Origin of the sequence: Flavobacterium flavipallidum (assembly GCF_038289905.1) — a bacterium.
In the GTDB taxonomy this organism is placed as follows: domain Bacteria; phylum Bacteroidota; class Bacteroidia; order Flavobacteriales; family Flavobacteriaceae; genus Flavobacterium; species Flavobacterium flavipallidum.
The window spans coordinates 14,065-38,767 of the sequence record NZ_JBBYHU010000013.1 but is presented as its reverse complement, the minus strand read 5'-3'; the positions used below and the strand labels follow the sequence as shown (position 1 = coordinate 38,767).

Here is a 24,703-nt window from a genome sequence, read left to right as displayed (position 1 = left end):
TTTTGTAAGTTAATTAGAGTGTTACAATTCCCTTATGAATACTTTAAACTACTATAATTACAGACTTATTTTTTAGTTTTCGTAAATTGAATCATCCCATAGATTGCAGATAAAACAACAATGGAAATTACTGTTCCAATGATTTCATTTTGTGTCAAATTGGACAAGAAATAAAGGATAATTGCAATTGAGGCTATAGGTACAATTAGACCACCTGGAATTGTAAATTCATCTGCTTTAGTTTCCCTACTGTATCGTAATTTGATAACAGACAAAACAACCCCTAAATATACAATCAAAATAGAACTACTGGCAATAACAACTAAGCTTTCAAAACTTCCTGTTGCAGCTATTAAAAAGCCTAAAAGTGCATAAAGAATAATTGCTATATATGGCGTTGCAAAGGATGAATGGATTTTTGAGATAGCTGTAATTGGAATTACCTTATCCCGAGATAGCGCATATAAAGTTCTAGGGTTATTTAAAATATCGCCACTCAGGAATCCAAACATTGAAATTGCTGCACCTATAGTTAAAATTATAAATCCAACTGGACCAAAAATAACATCAGCCGTAGCTGCTAGAGGAGTAGCAGTGTGGAGCGGTAATTGAGTTCCTAAAACTCCTTGTGCTATTGTTTGTATCAGCATGTAGAGAATGACAATAGCGGTAATACTGATAAAAATGGCTTTGGGAATGGTACGTTTTGGATTAATCACTTCACCTGAAACTACAATACCTGATTCACATCCTTGAAAGGCAAAAAATAATACAAGTGAGCTTTTACCCAATTCTTGAATATCAGGGAAATTTTCGATAACCAAATTATCCAGATGAACTGCCTGCCATCCAAAAGTTACCAATAATACTAAAGGGATTAACTTAGCAATAGTGTTGATTTTGACCAATCCAATACCTTGTTTTACCCCAATGACATTAATAAAAGCTAAACCACCAAAAATTACAAGTAAAAATAATATGCGAATAAACTCTTCTTTAAAAACAGGATGAGCTGATCCCATTACATTTACTAATGCATTAGAAACAGCCGCATCTGCAAGTAATGTTCCGGTTACTGTAAAAATTCCGGCTAAAAAACCTGCGTAGGGACCAAATGCTGTTTCAATATAGGAATAAACACCGCCGGTTTGGGTTACTTTGCTGGAAGCTTCTGCAAAACATAGCATGATAAGAGCCATCAAAAGTCCGCAAAAAAAGTAAGCAATAATACTGGAGGCTCCCATAGAGGCTGCAACAATAGCAGGAAGAGCAAAAATTCCGGCGCCAATAATAACATTCATAATATTGGCAGATAAACCAAAAACGCCTATGGTTCTTTTAAATTCTTCTTCTTGTTGCATCATTGATCGCGGGGTTAATTTGTATGTAGCTTCTAAAAACGAAGTTATGGAAAATATTTTTTTTAGCAACAAAAGAAAAAGAATACAGCTTAAAATTCAATATTTTTATTCAAAATCTGAAAAAAATGTTCACATTTTTAAGATAAGCCGCTACTTTACAGGCTCGTAATAAAGCACAATTGCCCCTGAACTAAAGGTTTTTGTTTTAGAGAGTTTAAAATTTTTTCTGTGGTTTATTTGGTCAAATAGCGGGAGGCCTTTTCCTTCTAAAACAGGATGAATGCAAATTTGAAATTCATCAATTAAATTGTCATTTAAAAGTTGAATTATTAAACTCCGACTGCCTACTAAAATATCTTTTCCTGCTTGTTGTTTGAGTTCTAAAACTTTTTCATCAAGAGTTAATTCAGAAAGTGTTGCGGTGATCCAATTGGTTTCTTTTAATTCATTTGAAAAAACAATTTTAGGAATTTTATCTATAGCAATCGCAAAATCGTTCATTGCTTTTTCACCGGAAGGATTTAAGAGTAATGTTTGCCAATATTGCATCAGTTGGTAAGTGATTCTTCCATAAAGAATAGCCCCCGCATTTGCTATCAATTCGGTATAATGCTGATGCAATGCTGCATCTGGTATTCCTGCAGTATGATCGCAAATTCCGTCCAATGTCATATTGATTGCTGCAATTAACTTTCTCATATTTTGTAAGTTTTAATCAATGAGGAATTTTCAAGTTGGTGAAAAGTTAGGTGAGCGTTCAAATTATTCCATCAATTTGAGTTTCATCATGATATCGGTTTGTTCGTCATTTCCGAGTTTGAAAATATGTTTATCAAATGCTACAAATCCATTTTTCTTGTAAAAGCTTATCGCCCTAGCGTTTTCTTCCCAAACGCCCAACCAAACATATGCTACTTTTTTTTGTTTAGCAATATCAATCGCTTTGGTATAAAGTAGTTGCGCAACCCCTTTACCTTGAAAGGCTCTCGAAACATAAATTCGCTCAATCTCCAGTGCCTTGCTGTCTTTTAATTCTGTTTGTGAATCTCCGAAGTTTACTTTGAGATACCCTATAACTTCATTATTTATAATTGCAAAATAAAATTCGGAGTTATTGTCATTGAGTTCTATCGTAAGCTTTTCTATGGAAAACCCTTCCTCTAAATAGTTTCTCATGTTTTCTTCCGAATTAGATTCAGAAAAGGTTTCAAAAAAGGTTTGACGCCCAATTTCTTGTAATTTTACTATGTCGTCCAGAGTTACTTTTCTTATGATTGTATTTTCCATTTTTCTCTTAAATTCTTTGTTTGAAAGATTATAGATAACTTCCGTTTTAGAAGCCTTTTTGCTTAAAAACAAATATAGAAAAATGTTTGGCAGAATGAGAGTTTTCCTGTTTTCAAAGATGTGATGTAATTACAGGGATTTCACGATAACAATTACAAATTAGCAGTCTGGAAGACAAAATTAGTTTAGATAATCCTATGCGTTTTATTGAAGCCTTTGTTGAACATATTTCTCGAGAATGAAAAAAGCTATATCAGTTTTTGTATAGTTTTTTGGAGTTTTTTACTGGCTAAAATACATAGGATTATATATCTGATTTCCAACCGATACTTTCTTTGTAAATCAGAGTGATTGGGATGTTTATATCGAACTTAATCCATCATTTTACGAACCGCCGAGTACAGCCTGTCCCGATTTTTTTATCGGGATGACCCGTACGTACGGTGGTGTACTCAAGTTTTTATTGTTTTCGTTGGTTTTCGTGAATATAAATATTTGAGAGGCGCACTCTGTCAGTTACTGGCAGAGCCGTCTAGTCGATTGGAAGTAGTTATTTTTCTTCTTTTTGGATTAAATTATCAATCTCTATTTTCAATTTGGGTAAGTGATTGATTAAGATTGACCAGATATTCTCATCAGAAATATTATCATAAGCATGAATTACATGATTTCTGAGACCAATAATTGCTTTTGCGTTTGATATTTTCTCAACAAAAGCGTCATCTCGAGTAATTATTCGGTTGATTGCTTCGCCAATAATTTCAAGATTTCTTTCAACAGCTCTTTTAAGCATTAAGTTATTTCGATATTTGAAAAAATCTTTCTCTTCATTATGGAAGAACTCGTTTATTTCATCAATGGACATTTTTACATCAAATAACCATTTAAGAATCCTTTCATCCATAAATTAGTTCTTTTGAATTATTGATTGATTTAATTAAGATTGGATTTTTTAAAGTCTGTTCTTCAAGTAAGTCAACTTCTCGACCAAATAAAGATTCTAGTTTTTCTTTGAAGTTTATGTAATTATCAAAATATTTTGAAAGTTCAATTGGCTTAAACTTAACTAATAAATCAACATCGCTTTTTTCGTTAAAGTTTGAATTCAGAGATGAACCAAATAGATACATTTTTTCCACGTTGTATATTACACAAAGCTTTTTTAAGTTATCTATATTGTTGTCAATAATTCCCATACAACAAATTTAAACAAAAATATCTTTTAAAATCGATTCGTCGAATAATTACCGCTAACGTCAGTCTGTGAAAAAACTTTCGTTTGTTGTTATTCAAAAAAGTAGGTAAAAGAATTTAATAAAAAGAAGAAAAGTTGTATGTTTAAATATGTTGCATATTTTCGGAATTTTCCGCCAACAGTTACAAATTAGCAGTCTGGAAGGCAAGATTAGTTCAGATAATCCCTTTCGTTTTACAGAAGCCTTTGTTGAACATATTTCTCGAGAATGAAAAAAGCTATATCAGTTTTTGTATAGTTTTTTGGAGTTTTTTACTGGCTAAAATACATAGGATTATATATCTGATTTCTAACGGAGAATTTCATTGTAAATACGAGCGACTGGGATGTATGCATCGAACTTAATCCATCATTTTGCGAACCGCCGAGTAAAGCCTGTCCCGATTTTTTATCGGGATGACCCGTACGTACGGTGGTGTACTCAAGTTTTTATTGTTTTCGTTGGTTTTCGTGAATATAAATATTTGAGAGGCGCACTCTGTCAGCTACTGGCAGAGCCGTCTACTCGATTATGCGGTCGTTTTTCTTTCACGTTGGTCGTTTAAACTCAATTCTTTCACCTGTCCATTTTGTCAAGTTTCCAGATGCGTCGAATAAACTAAATTCGACTTCAAATTTGTCGCCACCGTCAAAATTAAAAGCACCCGAACACATTCCGTGTCCAACAGCAATAACTTTGTCACCTGCTTTCAAATAGTATGTCGTTTCATTTCCTGTTGATTTGTTTTTCAATGTCGTTTTGACTAAAAATTCTGAGTTGTCAGAAGCAGAAAACGAAAAATTGGCAAAGACAATTGGTCCACACCCAGCTTCTTCATATGAACCATCTTTAAATTTAGGTTGCTCTAACCAAATTGGCGTTGCGGTGTCGCTGTCTGAGGTTACCGTCCATTTGATTTTTTCTTTTTCCCTTGTCGTTGAATTATATTTAGATACTTGATTTTCTAAATCACCTAAATTCTCAATTACCAATTCATATTCTTGTCCAACGGTAAGAGTCGTATCGGGTTTTAAAATTGCTTGTGTCAAACTGTAATGTCCAACTAACATTTCTTGAACATTTAATTTAATTTTCTGCTTGTCTGATTTCAAGAATACTTTATAAGTTGTTCCAAGTCCGCTAATTATTTTTTGACTTGTTGCGTAACCGTCAATTACGAAAATGGAGTTTTGGTTTATTGTCGGCTTGGTCGGCCAAAAATAAAGTCCGCTCGATGCACACTTTGAAAATCCGTCAACTGTCGTCAGGAGTAGGATTAATATTGGAATTATTTTCTTCATAATTTGTTGTCTATGTTGTGAGTGTCTGTTAAAATGCCGCATAACGTCAGTCTGTGAAAAAACTTCCGTTTTTGTTTCAAACAAATATATAAAATAGTTTTATAAAAAGCAGATTTTTCGTATTTTTAAGGATGCAACTCATATTAGGAATCTCCCGCCAACAGTTACAAATCAGCAGTCTGGAAGGCAAGATTAATTCAGATAATCCCTTTCGTTTTACAGAAGCCTTTGTTGAACATATTTCTCGAGAATGAAAAAAGCTATTTCAGTTTTTATATAGTTTTTTTTAGTTTTTTACTGGCTAAAATACATAAGATTATAAATCTGATTTCTAACGGAGAATTTCATTGTAAATACGAGTGATTGGGATGTTGATATCGAACTTAATCCATCATTTTGCGAACCGCCGAGTACAGCCTGTCCCGATTTTTTTATCGGGATGACCCGTACTTACGGTGGTGTACTCAAGTTTTTATAGTTTTCGTTGGTTTTCGTGAATATGAATATTTGGGAGGCGCACGCTGTCAGTTACTGGCAGAGCCGTCTACTCGATTAGCCGTAGTACTTTTTTGTAGCGCTTTTTATGGAATCAAGGAACGATTTTGACCAGCCGTTAGAGATTAAGTAATCGTTATCCAAGTCTTTGACATTTGCGATAAGAATTAATTCTACAAAAAAATCTTTCCAACCAGTCCAAACATTCACACCATTTTTCTTAAACACTTCATTGAAAAACAGATATGCGTTTTTTAAGGAATTGTTCAGTAAAGTTTCTAAATCATTTAAATCAGAAACCTCCAAAACTTGGATTAGTTTTAAAATTTCTGATAACGATTGCTTATAGGACTTGCTTTTTATTTGTTCTTCCTCGGTTATATCTTCAATTGAAAACCCTGCCTTTAGTGCCGCTTCCTGTATTTGAGTTGCTATTTTTGATGTTTGTATAAAGTGATCAATCGTTATAAGATTAATTTCAGTCGTTTTGACTGTATTTTCTTTGGTTACGCCTTTAAAAACTTGTTTCTCAATACTGTTATGCTTTTCTTTAAGTTCACCAAATTCTTCGTCAGCTAATTCAAAAAGACCAGAAAGTCTATATAATTTTCGTTTTAGCTCATCCGGTATTTCATATGATTTTTTATATTGTAACTCATGAGAAATTGAGGCCCAAGCATGTTGCAATACTGTTCGAATTTGAATTTCTGCTTTAAGATTCTTGAAAGAAGACCATTCTGTTAGATTAAATCTATTTTCTTTTAGCTTAACAATATAATGTACAGATTGATAACCAAACTCATTGCTTTTTAAGATTTCGCTTTTATCAATAGAGTTTTTATTATCTATACCGAATTCTTTTAGTATTAATTGTGAAATAATATCAACATCTTTTTGATAGTATGTAATAATTCTCAAACCCGAGATATCTGTTATTTCAGTTGAATCAAAGCTTTCATTTTTCTTAACAATTTTGCTTGCAAAACTTAATTGTTCTTTTGTTCTATGTTCTATTAAATGACATTTTATGTTATTTTGTTTTAATAAGGAAACGACTAAATCATACATTTTTTCTGTAAATGCTTGATAAGTTGGTTTTAGTTTGTTAAATTCTGCTAATGTCTTCATAGTTGTTTAGTATTACGGCTAACTCGTTTATATGCGCTATAAAGTAGCGCCTATACACCCAAAATTGGGTAGATTGGCGAAGGTTTGTTTCGCTTTTTCTTTTTTTCAAATATATTTATTTTTTCTTACAAATCATCAAAAGGACTTTTTGATTTGCTGTAAACTTTTCGTACTTAATCTGGTTTAATATGAATGTCAATTCTAAATTTTCTGCTATGCAGGGACTGCGTGAGGGATCGCGGCGGTATCCTCGTAGTGTAACGGAGAGATAAAGCCAAGAGCCCGACCCTGCCGAAGAGTAGCGGAGGCAGGGACACGCCCAAAATAAAAAAAAGATTCTGAAACATCCTGATAGTAATCGGGACAGCATAAAAAAATCCGACTGCCTGGGACAATCGGATTGGGATTTTACTATTCGATACAGTGTAAGTTATCCATGAAATAGGTTTCGGGTTGGTAGGTTTTGCCATCCAGCTCTGAAATTAATTTCTTTTTGATGATGTAATCTTCGGTGTCAGTTAGGTATTTGATGCGCATGAGTGAAACCGGGGAAGATTTTAAATCTTCTAAAGTTCCTTTTAAAAACATAAAGGTGCCCACAATGATACGGTTGTCAAAGCCTTTTTCATCACGCAACATACTACCACAATATTCCATGTTGATGTGTAAAAGTGTGATTACCTTTCCATTATTGAGTTGGAGGTGAAGTTTTGAGTTTTTGTCAAAACAATTGGCTTTGATGAATCCTTTGCTTTTTTGAATCAATTGCACATTTAGAGTGGGTAATCCATCGGTAGAAGCCATGGTGCAGAAAATATAACTGGATGTACCTCCAAAGTTTTTTTCAGACATCAGGTATTCGCGGGTTTGTTTGTAGGTTCCTATAGAATCTTTTACGTTGCTGGAATAATCGCAGGGAAATTTTTGTGCCAAAGCATTTAGGCTAATAAAAAATAAAGCGGTTAGTAATAGTTGTTTCATTCGGTATTGTTTGTGTTATTTTATTTTGCTGCAAAATACTACTATTTTGTTAGTATTTGCATCTGTAGTAAAAAAAGAATAGTCATGACCACCGTCTTTAATTTTCCATTTTTTGCGAATATTTTCCACGGTTTCCGGAAAATTTCGGGTGGTGATGTTACATTGTTTGCCACTTAGCTGCTGTTTGATTTCGGTTTTATTGTAGGGGAAAACAGCTTTGATTTTGAAAATTCTTCCCGGAAAATCTACTAATTCTTCCGAAGTATAAAGGTGCGAATGTTTGTGCAGTTTTGTTAATTGGAATTGAATAGCTACTTCGTCAAATCCACCTGATTTCATAACGGCACTGTTCGGTTCGTACAGGTATTTTTTAGGTATACCGTAGTTAGGAAGGTTTTGACTTTGTTCCCATTCAAAGTCAAAGGTGTCAATAGCGGTTTTGGTAATATTGGCTGTTTTGATGCTAATAGCGCCCGAATAATCCCGATGTAATTCCCATAAAAGTTCTTTGACTTCGTTTTCTAAGGCAATAATGTGAATGTTTTTGACGTTTTTTAATTCGGATAGCCCAGCTGAAATATCTAGTAAGGGAGCGGTCTTTATCAATATAGCATCCGATTTTTCGAAATAAAAATCCAAATTTTCAGGGACGTTTGGTAAACAATCTTTGAGCATAAAAACCTTGCCTTTGGCATCATTTCGGCGTGAAGGATCAATGTAAATCCAATCCCATTTTAGGTTGCTTTTTTGTAGGGTTTCGAAACTGTCGCCACTGTGGCATTCGATATTGGTCACTTGAAGTTGCTCGAAATTATGCTGTACAATTGCTGAAAGTTCCGGATTGATTTCGCAATGGGTAACGGCTTTTATTTTTTTTGCAAAAAAATAATCGTCAACACCAAAACCACCCGTTAAATCAATCAGACTTTCTCCGGAAACCAAATTACTTTTGTACATAGCAGTAGCCTCAGAAGAGGTTTGTTCTACCGATATTTTTGACGGAAAAAGAATGTTTTTGGCATTGAACCAAGTGGGTAATTTGTCTTTAGCCTTTGATTTTGCTTCGATTTGATTCAAAATTAATTTCCATTCTACCTCAGGAAAAGGATTTTTTTGAAGTGCTAATTTTGAAATTGAAACAGTACTATTATTTGCAATAAATTCTTGAATCGAAGGCTGTAAAATAATGGAATTCAAACCTAAATATCTTTAGTTAACAGTTGGATAATTTTATTTTCAGGAAAGAATTCTTTTCCAATCACTTTTATAATCGTGTAGAGCGGAACTGCAATAATCATCCCTAAAATTCCCGAAAGAAATCCAGCAACCAGGATTACAAGAAATATTTCTAAAGGATGAGAACTGACACTTCTTGAAAAAATAATAGGTTGCGAAACATTGTTGTCGATAAGTTGAACTACCCAAAAACCAATTAAAACATAGATGGTTAGCGGTAAAGTTTCGCTTTGAAAATCATTTCCTAAATGGCTTAACATGGTTAAAATTGCTGCTAATATAGAAGCAATTAGCGGTCCTATATACGGAATAACATTTAACACAGCACATAAAAATGCAATGATAAGCGCATTAGGTATTCCAAAAATGATTAAAACAATCAGGTATAAAAGAAATACAATGAATAATTGCAGTAATAATCCAATAAAATAGCGGGAAAGCAAATCGTTGATTTTTTCAAATGAATTCAAAGTTTGCTCTTCATGGCTGTCGGGAATTAGTTTTTTTGCTCCTTTCAAAAACAAAACTCTGTCTTTAAGAAAGAAAAAAGTAATGAATAATACTGATCCTAAACCTACACCCAGACTGCTAATGGTACCCAAGATACTATTTAAAAAATCAGGTATGAAGGTGAAATTAATTTTAGAAGTAATATTGGCTTCTTTTAAAACTTTAGAAGAATCAATATGATGCGATTCCAGAAAAACGGTGATTTGATCTACTAGTTGAACAATGTTTTTTTCTATAGCCACGGTATTAAGCAACGATAAGTTTTGTCCTTGTGAGGTGATTAAGGGAATAAACATGATGATAAAACCTAAAATGATGGCTACAAAGAGAAATATCGTAGTAATTGTTGCAAAAATATGATTGAATTTTAATCGTTTTTTGAAGAAGTTTAAAATTGGAACTCCAATCATGGTAAGAATCAACGATAGTAATAAATAAGTAAGAACCGTATGGATTTGATAAAGGAAATATAAAGCTAAACTCACTATAACTATTGTAGCTAAAGCTCTCAGGATTCCGTTGGAAATAGTTTTGGATGTAATCATAGCTATAAATTAGGTTATAAAGATAAAAAACTCAAATTAATTTTGAGGTAAATTCATATAAAGCAATGCCTGTTGCCTGAACCACATTCATACTGCTGTTTTTTCCAAACATATTGATGTGTATAATTTGGTTCGAAATGTTCAATAAGTCTTCACTGATACCATTAATTTCGTTTCCGATGATAAGTGCTATTTTTTTATTTTCAGGCAAAAGAACATCTTTCAAAGCAATGCTGTTTGATGTAATTTCTAACGCTATTATTTCATAATTATTTTCCTGTAAAAAAGAAATAAGGGTTTCGTTTTCTTCGATAGTTGTGTACGGTATATGTAAATGAGTACTTCTACTGGTTTTATTTATTTTTCTGTAATTCAATGGAATATCTTTTCCTAAAAAAATGATTCTCTCAATTCCAAAAGCTTCTCCAATTCGGAATAATGAACCGATATTTTGCTGGAAATAGATGTGGTCACAAACCAATGTGATTGGGAATTGTCTTGATCGGAATTGATTTTCTTCGTGGGTTAATTGCACGGGAATTAGTTGTTAAAAATGTAATTGATAATATTAGCGCCCATTTTTAATGCTTTTTCACGAACAGCAATTGGGTCATTATGTACTTCGGCATCTTCCCAGCCATCGCCTAAATCGCATTCGAAAGTATAAAGCAAAACCAGACGATTGTCGATGAAGATTCCAAAAGCCTGTGGACGTTTGCCATCGTGTTCGTGTATTTTGGGTAAACCATTTGCAAAAACAAAAGGTTTTTGAAAAATCGCATGTGTTGATGGGATTTCAACTAAGCTTTTATCGGGAAATATTTTTTTTATTTCTTTTCGGATGTATTCGTCCATGCCGTAGTTGTCGTCAATGTGTAAAAAACCTCCTCCGCTTAAATATTTTTGGAGATTTTGAACATCTGAAGGACTGAAAACCACGTTGCCGTGTCCGGTCATGTGAAGGAAAGGATACGAAAATAAATCAGGACTGCCGGGTTCTACTGTTGCAGGTTTTGGCGTGATTGTGGTGTTGATATTGCTGTTGCAAAAACGAATCAGATTGGGTAAAGCAGTTGGATTAGCATACCAATCACCGCCGCCGCTGTATTTTACCAAGGCGATTTCCTGGGAAAAGGAAGCGAAAGAAATCAATAATAAAATGAGATAAAGTTTTTTCATTTTTTAGTCCTTAGTGGTTAGTTCATAGTCCTTATTTCCTGGTGATTAGTTTGATGTTCTTAGTGTAGATTTTTCCAAAAAAAACTAGTGACTAAGGACTAGGTACTAAATTACTATATTTCATTAAAAAACACCACGCTATGGCAAGCTACTACGGCGGCTGTTTCGGTTCTTAATCTTGTGTTGCCTAAAGACACAGGTGTATAATTGTTTTCTAAAGCCAAAGTGATTTCTTTGGTAGAAAAATCACCTTCAGGACCAATCAGTAAAGTGATGTCTTCATTTGCTTTTAAAACCGATTTTAAGGTTTTTTTATTGGTTTCTTCACAGTGAGCAATCAATTGTAAACCTTTGTTTTGTTGTTTACTGATGAATTCTTTGAAAGTAACCGCATCGTTCAGTTTTGGTAAATAGCTTTCGTTGCATTGTTTTAAAGCAGACAAAATGATTTTATCAAAACGTTCTTTGTTGATTACTTTTCTCTCGGAACGATCACAAATTATAGGTGTGATTTCCTGAATACCAATTTCGGTTGCTTTTTCCAAAAACCATTCAAAACGATCGTTCATTTTAGTAGGAGCAACCGCTAAATGCAAATGAAATTTAGGAGTTTCTTTTTTTTCAAAAGAATTAATCTGAACGATGCATTTATTGTCGGAAGCTAAGGTGATTTCACATTCAAATAAATAACCTAATCCATTAGTTACAAATAAAATATCACCATCTTTTTTACGCAATACTTTAATGATGTGTTTGCTCTCTTCTTTGTCGAAAGTAAAAGATTCCGTTTGTTCGTTTATATCAGGATTATAGAATAATTGCATAGTTTAGAATTGAATTCGTGCTTTGGAAACTACCGAAGCATCTTCGAAAGTTTGTGATAAGAATTTTTGGTAGCCAACGATTCCAATCATCGCTGCGTTATCAGTAGTGTATTCAAATTTTGGGACAAAAGTTTTCCATCCGTATTTTGTTTCGGCTTCTTTAAGTGTATTTCTAATTCCGGAATTAGCCGAAACACCACCGCCAATAGCGATTTGTTTAATTCCTGTTTCTTTCACGGCTAGTTTTAATTTGTCCATTAAAATTTCAATAATAGTATATTGGATAGAAGCACAAATATCGTTGATGTTTTCTTCAATGAAATTTGGGTTTTCAGCTTTGTTTTTTTGGATAAAATACAAAATAGCTGTTTTTAATCCTGAGAAACTAAAATCTAATCCAGGTACTTTTGGCTTGGTAAATCTAAAAGCTTTAGGATTTCCTAATTGGGCATTTTTATCTACCAAAGGTCCTCCAGGATAAGGTAGTCCTAAAATTTTAGCGGTTTTGTCAAAAGCTTCTCCAACAGCATCATCGGTAGTTTCACCAATGATGGTCATGTCAAAATAATTGTCTACACGCACAATTTGGGTATGTCCGCCGCTAATCGTTAAAGCAATAAATGGAAATTCGGGTTTGTCATATCCTTCTTCAGCAATGAAATGGGCTAAAATGTGTGCCTGCATGTGGTTTACAGCAATCAAAGGAATGTTTAAGGCTAAGGCCATTGACTTGGCAAAAGAACTTCCTACTAGCAAAGATCCCATTAGGCCGGGACCTTGTGTAAAAGCAATGGCCGACAATTGTTCTTTAGTGATGTTGGCTTTTTTTAGAGCGGCATCAATTACGGGAACAATATTTTGTTGGTGCGCTCTTGAAGCCAGTTCAGGAACTACACCTCCGTATTGGTTATGAATAAGCTGATTAGCTACAACATTTGACAGTACTTTGTCGTTACATAAAACGGCAGCAGCTGTGTCGTCACAGGAACTTTCAATTGCAAGAATGTAAACCTCGGAATTTAGCATAAAAAGGCAGAAATTTTGGATTATCTTTTTAGAAACCGAATTTTATTTTTTATAATTTTACGGCCAGCCAAAATTAAAGAATTTTTATTAAAGGTTTTGTTCTTTCTCTGGGCAAAATCAAATTTCATTAAATAAAATAAAGCGTATCAAAAAAGCGATTAAAATAACTTCAAATATAATTCTTGGGCTGATTATTCTTCTATTGGCGCTAGCAATAGCTTTGTCGTTGCCTGTAGTGCAAACTAAGGTTGGGAAGTATTTAATGAATCGTCTTAATGATGATTTTGATACTCATATTTCGATAGATAAAGTTAAAGTCTCTGTTTTTGGTGGTGTAAAGATTCAAAATGTACTGATTTTAGATCATCATAAAGACACTTTGATTTACTCTAATATTTTGAAAACAAATCTTTTGGATTTGAATGCGGTTCTTGAAGGTGATTTGATTTTTAAAACAATTCGTTTGGATGGGGTTTTGTTTGATATGAAAACTTACAAAAACGAAAAGAAAACCAATATGGATGTTTTTATTGATTCTTTTGATTCAGGGAAACCATCTACAGGCAAACACACACTTTTTATTTCGGATAAGGCTTATATCAGCAGAGCTCATTTTAGAATTTTTGATTACAATCGTGCAAATCCTCGAGATGCAGAATTTACAAAGGTTAATGCCGAATTGACGGATTTTAAACTCTACGGTCCTGATGTAGATATAAAAATAGATCATTTATCTTTCTTAGATTATCGAGGTTTGTTTGCTGAGGATTTAACTACAGTTTTTAGTTATACTAAGAAAAAAATGCAGCTTAAAAATTTAGATTTAAAAACGCCTAATTCTAAAATTAAAGCCGAAGTAATCTTAAATTACAAGATCAAAGATTTTGCTCATTTTAATGATAAGGTAAAATGGGATATTAAAATTCATTCGGCTAATGTAGGGACCAATGATGTGAGGTGTTTTTATAAAGGTTTGGCAACAAATCAGTCTTTTAATATCAGTCGTGCTGATATGAAAGGAACCTTGAATGATTTGTATGTAAGCCGTTTGAAAATGATTGATTCCAATCGTTCGAGAATGGAAGGTGATATTCATTTCATGAATATTTTAGGAAAAGCACATCAACGTTTTTTTATGGACGGTACTTTTAGCCGTATCGAAACTAATTATGGTAATCTGGTGCATTTGATGCCGGAGTTTATGGGGGAAAAATTACCAAAAGAAATCGAAACACTTGGTGATTGTTGGTTAGAAGGAAATATTCAATTGACTGCTTCTGCTGTTGATGCAGCTTTGAATATGAAAACACAAATAGGGAGAGTACAGTCTGTATTTTCGATGAAAGATATCGATTTTATAGATAAGGCTACTTATAACGGGAATGTGGTTTTTGAAAATTTTGATGTGGGAACTTTTCTAAATCGTGAGGATTTAGGTAAGGTTACGATGGATGTTAATGCGGATGGAAGAGGTTTTACTGAAAAATATTTGAATACTCAAATAGAGGGAGATATCCGCACTGTGGATTATCAATCCTATACCTATCATAATGTTAAGGTTAATGGGAATTTTAAATTACCGTATTATAAAGGGCAAATTTCGGTAGATGATTCTAATTTGAATATGGATTTTGACGGATTAGTCGATTTGAGCGCAAAGGTGAATAAGTATGATTTTCATATAAATGTTGCCAAAGCTAATTTGAATAAATTGAAATTTGTAAATGATAGTATTTCAAGTTTCAAAGGTGATGTAGTGGTACAGCTTACCGGAAATACAATTGAAGATTTACAGGGGAATGTTTATATTAAACAAACTTCTTATCAAAATACTAAAGATACCTATGTTTTTGATGACTTTAATGTCAATTCAACTTTTGATGCACAGGGAATCCGAACGCTAACAATTGACTCGCCTGATATTGTAGAAGGTCAAATGGTAGGGCGTTTTCAGTTTAAACAATTAGGTAAATTGACCCGGAATTCTCTAGGTAGTTTGTATACTAATTTTAAACCGGAAAAGGTTAATAAAGGACAGTTTTTGAAGTTTAATTTCACGGTTTATAATAAGATTGTTGAGATTTTATATCCTGAAATTGGTTTGGCTACCAATACTGTTTTAAAAGGTTCTATTAAATCGGATTCACAGGAATTTAAGATGAATTTTAATTCGCCTAAAATTACCTATGCTAAAAATTCTTTTGACAACATTAGAGTAGCAATTGATAATAAAAATCCATTGTATAATGCTTTCGTGGAATTAGACAGTATTAAAACGCCGTATTATAAAATGCGTGATTTTAGTCTTATCAATATTACTACTAAAGATACTTTGTTGTTTCGATCGGAATTTAAAGGAGGTGAAAAAGGGGAAGATTTTTTTAGTTTGAACTTGTATCACACCATTGATAAGGATAATAATAACGTTGTCGGGATAAGTAAATCCGAGATGAAATTCAAAGAGAATTTTTGGTATTTGAATCAAAAAGACCGTCCGGATAATAGAATTGTTTTTGACAAAATGTTGAAGAATTTCAAATTTGACGATATCATTTTGTCTCACGAAAATCAATCGGTTACTTTAAAAGGAGAAATCAATGGCAGAACCAATAAGGATTTAGAACTTCAATTTGATAATGTAGACCTGTATAAGATTACACCGTTAAATAATAAATTTGTTTTTAATGGTAATGTAAATGGTTCTGTCCATTTTAAACAAAACAATCAGATATACAAACCTACAGCTTCATTAGTAATTGATAAATTGAATATCAATAAAACCGATTTAGGTGTTTTGAAATTTAATATTGAAGGCGATCAAAGTCTGGAGAAATTCACTATTGATTCCTATTTGAATAATGATAATTTAGAATCCCTTAATGCTAATGGAAGTTTTGAAATTGTCAATAAAAAGACGATTCTGGATTTAAAATTAACTCTGGATAAATTTAATTTGGGAGTTTTTAGTTCATTAGGTGGTGATGTTTTATCAAATATCAGAGGGTTTGTTACTGGGAATTCAATTATTACCGGAGACGTAAATAAACCTAAAATAAGTGGTCGATTATTTGTTGACAAAGCAGGAATGACTATTCCTTATTTGAATGTAGATTATCAATTAAGCGATCGTTCCATAGTTGACTTGGTGGATGAAAAATTTATGTTTAGAAACAATACGATTACTGATTCTAAATTCAATACCAAAGGTTTTTTAAATGGGGTAGTTGAACATCATAATTTTGCCGATTGGAAATTAGATTTTGATATCAATTCGAAGAAATTAGTGGTTCTGGATACAAAAGATTCTGAAGATGCGGCGTATTACGGAACAGCATTTATTAATGGAAATGCTTCAATTAAAGGGCCTGTTAATTCTTTGTTTATTAAAATTGATGCCAAGTCAGAAAAAGGTTCTGATGTTAAGATTCCGATTAATTATGCCGAAAGTGTAGGGGAAAATTCCTTTATCCACTTTTTGACTCCAAAGGAAAAATACAATAATAAAATGGGTATTGTTGAAAATAGCCATAAGTATAACGGATTGGAATTAGAGTTTGATTTAGACATTACACCAGATGCTAATATTGAGGTAATTTTAGATAGGAATTCTGGACATGGAATGAGTGGAAAAGGATATGGTTCATTATTATTCAAGATTAATACACTGGGTAAATTTCAAATGTGGGGAGATTTTCAGGCTTATGAAGGAACTTATAATTTTAAATATGGCGGTTTAATTGATAAAAAATTTGCTGTTAGAAAAGGAGGTTCTATTATATGGGAAGGTAATCCAATGCGTGCGCAGTTGAATTTACAGGCCGTATATAAAACCATTGCTAATCCGGCAGTTTTATTAGAAAATTCCTCTTTCAATAGAAAAGTTCCAGTTGATGTAGTTATTGGTATTCAAGGAGATTTAGCAAGTCCTAATCCTGATTTTAATATTGAATTCCCAACAGTAAGTAATGTTTTAAAATCGGAAATTCAATATAAATTATACGATAAAGATGTACGACAAACACAGGCTTTGTATTTACTTTCTTCGGGAGGTTTTTTAAGTCCTGAAGGAGTAAATCAATCGGACTTCTCCGGAAGTTTATTTGAAACTGCTTCCAGTTTATTAGGTGATATTTTAAAAACCGATAATGATAAATTTAAAGTTGGTTTGAATTATGTTTCCAGAGATAGAAGAATTGGTAGAGAAACTGATGGTCGAGTAGTGGCTACTATTTCGTCTAAAATTAATGAGCGAATTACAATTAACGGAAAAGTAGGGGTTCCATTTGGAGGTATTAATGAATCGGCGGTTGTAGGAGATGTTGAAGTTCAGTACAGAGTGAATCAGGATGGAACAATGAATTTGCGATTGTTTAACAGAGAAAATGATATTAATTACATAGGTCAGGGTATTGGTTATACACAAGGTTTAGGATTGACATATGAAGTGGATTTTGATACATTTAGAGAATTAGTTAGTAAAATCTTTAAAAAATATCGTGTTCAAAAAACAGATAATTTTAATGAATATTTTCAGGATTCTAATGTTACCCCAGAATACATTAATTTTAACAACCGTAAAACTCCTAAAAAAGAAGAGTTGAAGCGAAATTCAGAAGCTGTAGGAACTGAAGAAGATTAGTTGAATTTTGCTAAAAAAACAAAGCTGTGATTTAAACAAAGCTTATAGTGTAAAATGTTAAATAAACATCAATAATAGGTTATTCTTAGTTAAATTCTGTAAAAATCGTTTTCTTTTAAAAAAAATAAGGCTTTTTTTGTTTTTCTTAAAACTTATTAACGAAAACGTTTGAATTTCTAATATATAGTTAAAATAATAAAACAGAAGCTTTTAAAGTAATTTATGTTTCTTAATTTTACCTTTCAAAACTAAAACTATGCTAAAAACAATTAAAAAAATAGGTGTTTTAACTTCAGGTGGAGATTCCCCTGGGATGAATGCCGCAATACGTTCAGTGGTTCGTACTTGTGCTTACCATAATATTGAATGTGTTGGGATTTACAGAGGATATCAGGGAATGATAGAAGGTGACTTCGAAGAAATGGGACCTCGAAGTGTAAATAACATTATTAATAAAGGGGGAACAATCTTAAAATCGGCACGTTCAGCTGAATTTAGAACTCCTGAAGGAAGAAAAAAGGCTCATGAAAATCTTTTAAAAGCCGGAATTGAAGCTTTAGTAGTCATTGGAGGAGATGGTACTTTTACAGGAGCTTTAATTTTTAACTCAGAATATAATTTCCCGGTTATGGGAATTCCTGGTACTATCGACAATGATATTTATGGTACAAGTCATACACTAGGATATGATACAGCATTAAATACAGTTGTTGAAGCAATCGATAAAATTAGAGATACTGCTAGTTCTCACAACCGTTTATTCTTTGTAGAAGTAATGGGAAGAGATGCTGGACATATAGCTTTGAACGCAGGTATTGCCGGTGGAGCTGAGGAAATCTTAATTCCTGAAGAAGATTTAGGTTTAGACCGTTTGTTAGAATCGCTTCAAAAAAGTAAAGCATCTGGAAAATCATCTAGTATTGTAGTAATTGCTGAAGGTGATAAAATTGGTAAAAATGTTTTCGAATTAAAAGATTATGTTGATGCTAATTTACCAGAATATGATGTTCGTGTATCAGTATTAGGACACATGCAAAGAGGAGGTTCACCTTCTTGTTTTGACAGAGTATTAGCAAGCCGTTTAGGTGTTAAAGCTGTTGAATCATTATTAGACGGTGTGTCTAATTTTATGGTAGGATTAAAAAATGATGCGGTGAATCTAACACCATTATCATTAGCTATAAAAGGTAAATCAGAAATTGATCGCGAATTATTACGCGTTTCAGATATTATCACAACTTAAAAAAAATTGTAGCAAAATTAATTATTAAATTTGCGAAAATTTTTCAAACAAATAATAAACAATAAATAAATAAAAGAAATGTCAAAAGTAAAATTAGGAATAAACGGTTTCGGTAGAATCGGAAGAATTGTTTTCAGAGAGTCTTTTAACAGAGACAATGTAGAGGTAGTTGCAATCAACGACTTATTAGATGTAGATCACTTAGCTTACTTATTAAAATATGATTCTGTTCACGGTCAATTCAACGGAACAGTTGAAGTAAAAGAAGGTAAATTATATGTAAACGGAAGAAATATCCGTATCACTGCTGAAAGAAACCCGGCTGATTTGAAATGGAACGAAGTTGATGTAGATGTAGTTGCTGAATGTACAGGTATCTTCACTACAATCGATACTGCTAGCGAGCACTTAAAAGGTGGAGCTAAAAAAGTTATCATTTCTGCTCCTTCTGCTGATGCTCCAATGTTTGTAATGGGAGTAAACCACGAAACTGCAAAAGCTTCTGATTTAGTTGTTTCTAATGCTTCTTGTACTACTAACTGTTTAGCTCCATTGGCTAAAGTTATCAATGATAATTTTGGAATTGTTGAAGGTTTAATGACTACAGTTCACGCTACAACTTCAACTCAAATGACTGCTGACGGACCTTCTAGAAAAGACTGGAGAGGTGGACGTGCTGCTGCAATTAACATCATTCCTTCTTCAACTGGAGCTGCTAAAGCTGTTGGAAAAGTTATCCCTTCTTTGAATGGAAAATTAACAGGTATGGCTTTCCGTGTCCCTACTGCTGACGTTTCTACAGTAGATTTAACTGTAAAATTAGCTAAAGAAACTTCATACGAAGAAATCATGTCAGTATTGAAAAATGCTTCTGAAACTTCAATGAAAGGTATCTTAGGATATACTGAAGATGCAGTTGTTTCTCAAGATTTTATTTCTGACAAAAGAACATCTATCATCGATGCTACTGCAGGTATTGGATTGAACTCTACTTTCTTCAAATTAGTATCTTGGTATGATAATGAGTATGGATACTCAAGCAAATTAATTGATTTATCAGTTCATATTGCTGGATTAAAATAATCCCAAAATAATTATATTGAAAAATCCCGTTATTAATTATTTTAACGGGATTTTCTATTTTTATATCTTTATTAATTGTGTAAATTACATTTAATTAAAGCAAATTAAAAACTAAAACTAATCTAATAAAAACAAAACAAATGAAATTAATTGTTGATAGCGGTTCTACAAAGGCTGATTGGATTGCAATAGACGACCAGGGGAAAGTATTGTTTACTACCCAAACTTTAGGTTTAAATCCGGAAATTCTTGAGGGAGAACAAATAATTGCTCGTGTAGATGATCGTTTTGATTTACAGCAAAGCAAAAAAACGGCGACTCATTTGTTTTTCTATGGTGCCGGATGTGGAACTGACCGAATGAAAATTGCTTTGAAAGAAGTTTTTCAAAAGTATTTTGTAAATGCTGAAGTTGTAGTTGAAGAGGATACTTATGCGGCTGTATATGCTACAACACCAAAGGATCAAAAAGCTATTGTATGTATTTTAGGTACTGGTTCTAACTGTAGTTATTTTGATGGAGCGCAATTACATCAAAAAGTGCAATCTTTGGGATACATTGTTATGGATGATGCCAGTGGTAATGTATTTGGAAAAGAACTAATTAGAAAGTATTATTTCAATAAAATGCCTAAAGATTTAGCAGTTGAATTTGAAAAAGAATTTGATGTTGATCCTGATTTCATTAAAAATAAATTGTACAAAGAAGAAAATCCTAATGCTTATTTAGCCACATTTGCTAAATTTTTGATTCAGCACAAAGAGACTGAATTTTGTCAAAAAATCATTCGTAAAGGAATGAAGTCTTTTATCAAAAATTATGTAATGCAATATGAAAATTGCCATGAAGTGCCAGTACATTTTGTAGGTTCTATTGCTTATTATTTAAAAGAGGAATTACAACAAGCTTTCGATAAATACAATTTAGAATTAGGTAATGTTTTGAGAAGACCTATTGATGGATTGATTTCGTATCATGTGGCTAATAAATAAATAATTTATGGAAATTGCTATTATTTCTCACGATGGAAAAAAAGCTGATATGGTTCAGTTTTTAAATAAAAATAAAGATGTTTTATCTAAAGAAAGTATTACTCTTATTGCTACAGGTACAACAGGAGGAAGAGCTGAAAAAGCAGGCTTTAAAGTGATAAAAATGCTTTCTGGCCCTTTAGGTGGCGATGCTCAAATTGCTGCCAGAGTTGCGGAAGGTAAAACTGCTATGGTTTTCTTTTTTAAAGATCCTTTGGCAAGTCACCCACACGAACCAGATGTTAACATGCTTGTTCGTGTATGTGATGTGCACAATGTGGCTTTAGCTACTAATGAAGCTACTGCCCAGTTATTATTGGATGCAATTGCAACTAGAGTGTAGCAATCACTGATATTTCAATATTTACATTTTTAGGCAAACATGCCACTTGAACCGTTTCACGAGCTGGAGCGGTTTTTTCATTAAAATAGGAGCCGTAAACAGTGTTGATTTTAGCAAAATCGCCCATATTCATAATGAAAATTGTGGACTTGATTACGTTTTCAAAAGTCATTCCTGCTGCTTCCAGAATAGCTTTAATGTTTTCCATAACCTGAGTTGTTTCGGCTTCAATTGATGATGTAACTAAGTTGCCATCAACAGGATTGATTGCAATTTGCCCTGAGGTGTAAAGCATATTTCCTGTCAAGACAGCTTGGTTATAAGGTCCTATTGGAGCAGGAGCGTTTTCGGTAAAAATTATTTTTTTCATTTTAAAATAGTTATTAGGAGTGAAAAGTGTTTCGAATAATAAGATGGGAGAGACAATTATCGGTTAGGATAATTTCGTTTTTCCCATTTAATATCACTTAGGATTCCTGATTTAATCCCGATAAAGAAATTCCAGTTAGCATTAGTCCCAAATGGTGTCCAGTTTAAACTCATTCTCCAACTAGATAAATCACGTTCAAAACGTAATTGAGTATAGGTAACCCCTTTTTGAACAAAATCGTATCCGGTGGATATACCAACTTTCCATTTTGGAGTCAAATCAGTATTAGCAGAAATCATTAAAGAGTTTCCTGATATTTTGTTTTCTCGATTGTTGTTGCTGTAGGTGAATGAATAAGCAAACGTCATATCCCATGGAATCTTAGATTGGAAAAATTCTGAAATGGTGTCTTCGCCTTCTTCTTCACTACCATCAAACATACTTTTTCTGTTGTCATTCAAATCGGTTGCAGTCCCAAAAAGGTCGTCTTCCCGACCACCATTTCTGGCCGTTTGAGAATCGTCGGTTTTTTTCTTCTTATCGTCCTTGTCTTTACTGGAAAGAGAATAGTTCAGTGTAATGTTGGCGCTGGTCATTCTAAATAAACTTCCGCCATTTTCAATATTATATTTATTGATTCGTTGCCCCGAATTGTCAATGGCATAAGGGTCTAATGTAGCGGCTAAATTGGCATTTAACTTATTTTCAAAAAATTGCGCTCCTGTACTAACCCTAACAGGAGACCAAGCAAGTGAAGTGACTCCATCAGCATCCAAATTGTAACTGGTTGAAAAATTTAAGTTGTTCAACAGCATTACTTTTTTAGGTTCTGTCTTTGTAGTATCGCTGTCGGTTACTTTTGCTTCAAAAGTATTGCTGACACTAATTCCTAATATATTGGAGTTACTTAAACCAGGAGCTCCAAAAATACCTCCTTCAAAACGGGTATATTGTTTGTCCATTTTACCACTTCCGTCTGATGAATAGGTGTCGTAATATTTTTCAAAACTTGGTGTGTAAGAATAAGAAAATGAAGGGCGCATTACGTGTCTTATAGCCTGTATTTTTTTTGTGTCTCCAAATTTAAAAGTACCATAAATGGTTGTTCCTAAACTAGCAGAAAAATTATAGGTTCTAAAGGCATCAAAACCATTTACGGTTTTGTCTACAACTGTATTTAGATCATTGTCATAAGCTCTTCTGATTGTTTTTGTATACCAAATTTCTTCGTAATTAGCAGAAGTGGTAGCACTAAAATATTTGAATAATTTAAAGTTCGTACTTAATGGTATACTGTGTTGAAAACCTACTTGTGCGTCTCTAAACATTTGAGGTTTGAAAAATAACGAATCGGTTGTATTGATGTAGTTTCTACCGTTTAAGTTGTATTGAAGGTTGATGTTTTTGAAAAAACCTTTTTTAACACCATCTTTTCCAACAAATGGATACATTCTGTCCAAACTAAATTGTAAGGTTGGAAGTGTCATGTTGATAGATTCTGTTTGGGTGTTCTGTGAATGCGTAGCCGATAATGATAAACGGGCCTGTGGGATAATATTGAACGTTTTAGAATAAGAAATAGACGAACTTAATGTGTTGTTAAGGGATGAACCAACATTTGACTGGTTGATGGATTGTTGGAAATATTTACTACTTCCTAAGTTTACTGAAGCCGAAAAACTGGAATTAGGATTTGCTTTAGAATCTCTGGAATGGGTCCACTGGATATTGTAAATATTTTGTCTGGAATAATCAGGATATCCTCTTTCGCTATTAATAAGATTTTCAAAACGCACATTTACATTGCCTCTGAATTTATATCTTTTGGCATAAGAGGATTCAAATCGCATTCCGTAGCTTCCGTTAGTGTAATAATCTCCTAAAACGGTTAAATCATAATGGTCACTTAGAGCAAAATAATACCCTCCGTTTTGTAAAGAGAATCCACGTGTATTGGAGTCGTTATAACTAGGTAATATTAATCCCGAAACACTGGTTTCTTTGCTCATTGGGAAAAAAGCAAAGGGAAGCGCAATAGGTGTTGGTACATCTGCGATTACTAAATTAGTAAGTCCTGTTATGACTTTTTTTCCTGGAATGAATTTTACTTTTGAGGTTCTGAAATAATATTCCGGATTTTCTTTGTTAGTAGAAGTTGTAAATCGTGCTCCTTTTAAAAAGTACACTGAATCGTTTTCTTTTTTAGTGATGGCTGCTTTTACATTAAATTCCCCCTGATCTGTTTTAGAATTCCAAATAAGCGCTTTTTTGGTTTTGAAATTAAAACGAATCGAGTCGGGCTCGACTACGTTAGAACCTTGCTTAAAATTTGGATATTGGGTGTATTTACCAGTGGAATCTTTAATTCTACCGGCATAAACTTCATTTTTTTCATAATCCATTATGATTTTACCTGATTTCAGTTCGATGTCCTGATAGTAAAGTTCGGCATTATCATAAAGGGTAATCAGTTTACGTTTTTGATCAATTTTAGCGTATTTTTCGGCTTTGTATTTTACTTTTCCGTCCAAAAAAGCTTTTTTAGGTTTAATGCTATCGGTTTTAACACTGTCTTTTTCATTCTTAATAGTATCGTTTACAGTAGTTTTAGCTTTACTATCAGTTAGCGTTTTCTTTTTTTGCTGAATAGTGGTAATTGGCTTTCTTTTTTTAGAAATATCTTGTGAATATATGTCAGATGCCCCAAATGTTAGGAAAAATGATAATAAAACGATATGAAATAAGTTTGTGTGCAAAGGTATAAATGCTATTTTTGTAAAATTATGGTTCGGTTTTTGTTTCCTCAAATTGAATCTCATTTTGGTCAAAAACTGGTCAAAAATAAGTAAATAATACTTCTATAGGAAATACGTTTTAATTAAAATT

21 protein-coding genes are annotated in these 24,703 nt (G+C 33.0%); 5 read left to right on the top strand and 16 right to left on the bottom strand.

What is annotated here, in order from left to right:
• Positions 1-65: 65 nt before the first annotated feature.
• The 14 genes from AAEO59_RS08340 to tsaD form a co-directional block, all read right to left on the bottom strand.
• Complete coding sequence (locus AAEO59_RS08340; protein WP_341700277.1) at positions 66-1,364, bottom strand: APC family permease; 1,299 nt, start codon at positions 1,362-1,364, stop codon at positions 66-68.
• A 147-nt stretch (positions 1,365-1,511) separates the two neighbouring features.
• A complete protein-coding gene (locus AAEO59_RS08335) occupies positions 1,512-2,060 on the bottom strand; it encodes a dihydrofolate reductase family protein (RefSeq protein ID WP_341700276.1) in 549 nt (182 codons plus the stop codon).
• Between the two features lie 63 nt (positions 2,061-2,123).
• Positions 2,124-2,648: a GNAT family N-acetyltransferase gene (locus AAEO59_RS08330; protein WP_341700275.1), complete on the bottom strand. Its 525-nt coding sequence runs from the start codon at positions 2,646-2,648 to the stop codon at positions 2,124-2,126.
• Positions 2,649-3,198: 550 nt separating this feature from the next.
• Entirely contained in the window at positions 3,199-3,552 is a 354-nt protein-coding gene (locus AAEO59_RS08325) for a HepT-like ribonuclease domain-containing protein (protein ID WP_341700274.1), read from the bottom strand.
• Positions 3,545-3,844 carry a nucleotidyltransferase family protein gene (locus AAEO59_RS08320; protein ID WP_341700273.1) on the bottom strand — a complete coding sequence of 100 codons (300 nt, stop codon included), beginning with the start codon at positions 3,842-3,844 and terminating at the stop codon, positions 3,545-3,547. Before AAEO59_RS08320 ends, AAEO59_RS08325 begins: the two co-directional genes overlap by 8 nt.
• Before the next feature lie 587 nt (positions 3,845-4,431).
• Positions 4,432-5,184, bottom strand: coding sequence for a hypothetical protein (locus AAEO59_RS08315; RefSeq protein ID WP_341700272.1), 753 nt, complete (start codon positions 5,182-5,184; stop codon positions 4,432-4,434).
• Positions 5,185-5,736: 552 nt separating this feature from the next.
• On the bottom strand, positions 5,737-6,807 hold the full coding sequence (locus tag AAEO59_RS08310; RefSeq protein WP_341700271.1) for a GTP pyrophosphokinase: 1,071 nt from the start codon (positions 6,805-6,807) through the stop codon (positions 5,737-5,739).
• Between the two features lie 411 nt (positions 6,808-7,218).
• Entirely contained in the window at positions 7,219-7,788 is a 570-nt protein-coding gene (locus AAEO59_RS08305) for a hypothetical protein (RefSeq protein WP_341700270.1), read from the bottom strand.
• A 15-nt stretch (positions 7,789-7,803) separates the two neighbouring features.
• On the bottom strand, positions 7,804-8,985 hold the full coding sequence (locus tag AAEO59_RS08300) for a class I SAM-dependent methyltransferase (protein WP_341700269.1): 1,182 nt from the start codon (positions 8,983-8,985) through the stop codon (positions 7,804-7,806).
• A 2-nt stretch (positions 8,986-8,987) separates the two neighbouring features.
• A complete protein-coding gene (locus tag AAEO59_RS08295) occupies positions 8,988-10,079 on the bottom strand; it encodes an AI-2E family transporter (protein ID WP_341700268.1) in 1,092 nt (363 codons plus the stop codon).
• A gap of 31 nt (positions 10,080-10,110) precedes the next feature.
• Positions 10,111-10,614: a TrmH family RNA methyltransferase gene (locus AAEO59_RS08290; RefSeq protein ID WP_341700267.1), complete on the bottom strand. Its 504-nt coding sequence runs from the start codon at positions 10,612-10,614 to the stop codon at positions 10,111-10,113.
• 5 nt (positions 10,615-10,619) lie between these two features.
• A complete protein-coding gene (locus AAEO59_RS08285) occupies positions 10,620-11,258 on the bottom strand; it encodes a DUF4159 domain-containing protein (RefSeq protein ID WP_341700266.1) in 639 nt (212 codons plus the stop codon).
• A gap of 113 nt (positions 11,259-11,371) precedes the next feature.
• Positions 11,372-12,082 carry a 16S rRNA (uracil(1498)-N(3))-methyltransferase gene (locus AAEO59_RS08280; protein ID WP_341700265.1) on the bottom strand — a complete coding sequence of 237 codons (711 nt, stop codon included), beginning with the start codon at positions 12,080-12,082 and terminating at the stop codon, positions 11,372-11,374.
• A gap of 3 nt (positions 12,083-12,085) precedes the next feature.
• On the bottom strand, positions 12,086-13,108 hold the full coding sequence (gene tsaD / locus AAEO59_RS08275) for a tRNA (adenosine(37)-N6)-threonylcarbamoyltransferase complex transferase subunit TsaD (RefSeq protein ID WP_341700264.1): 1,023 nt from the start codon (positions 13,106-13,108) through the stop codon (positions 12,086-12,088).
• Positions 13,109-13,310: 202 nt separating this feature from the next.
• Between tsaD and AAEO59_RS08270 the strand changes: the two genes are divergently transcribed.
• The 5 genes from AAEO59_RS08270 to AAEO59_RS08250 all read left to right on the top strand — a co-directional run bounded on the left by AAEO59_RS08270 (position 13,311) and on the right by AAEO59_RS08250 (position 21,447).
• On the top strand, positions 13,311-17,747 hold the full coding sequence (locus tag AAEO59_RS08270) for a translocation/assembly module TamB domain-containing protein (protein ID WP_341700263.1): 4,437 nt from the start codon (positions 13,311-13,313) through the stop codon (positions 17,745-17,747).
• Positions 17,748-18,003: 256 nt separating this feature from the next.
• A complete protein-coding gene (gene pfkA / locus AAEO59_RS08265) occupies positions 18,004-18,990 on the top strand; it encodes a 6-phosphofructokinase (protein WP_341700262.1) in 987 nt (328 codons plus the stop codon).
• A gap of 78 nt (positions 18,991-19,068) precedes the next feature.
• On the top strand, positions 19,069-20,073 hold the full coding sequence (gap, locus tag AAEO59_RS08260; protein WP_341700261.1) for a type I glyceraldehyde-3-phosphate dehydrogenase: 1,005 nt from the start codon (positions 19,069-19,071) through the stop codon (positions 20,071-20,073).
• A gap of 140 nt (positions 20,074-20,213) precedes the next feature.
• Positions 20,214-21,065 (top strand): N-acetylglucosamine kinase, encoded by an 852-nt coding sequence (locus tag AAEO59_RS08255; RefSeq protein ID WP_341700260.1) that lies wholly within the window; start codon positions 20,214-20,216, stop codon positions 21,063-21,065.
• Between the two features lie 7 nt (positions 21,066-21,072).
• Complete coding sequence (locus AAEO59_RS08250; RefSeq protein ID WP_341700259.1) at positions 21,073-21,447, top strand: methylglyoxal synthase; 375 nt, start codon at positions 21,073-21,075, stop codon at positions 21,445-21,447.
• Here the strand turns inward: AAEO59_RS08250 and AAEO59_RS08245 are convergent.
• Positions 21,437-21,817: a RidA family protein gene (locus AAEO59_RS08245; protein WP_341700258.1), complete on the bottom strand. Its 381-nt coding sequence runs from the start codon at positions 21,815-21,817 to the stop codon at positions 21,437-21,439. The two genes, AAEO59_RS08250 and AAEO59_RS08245, sit on opposite strands and share 11 nt — an antisense overlap.
• A gap of 56 nt (positions 21,818-21,873) precedes the next feature.
• Positions 21,874-24,636: a putative LPS assembly protein LptD gene (locus AAEO59_RS08240; protein ID WP_341700257.1), complete on the bottom strand. Its 2,763-nt coding sequence runs from the start codon at positions 24,634-24,636 to the stop codon at positions 21,874-21,876.
• Between the last annotated feature and the right edge of the window lie 67 nt (positions 24,637-24,703).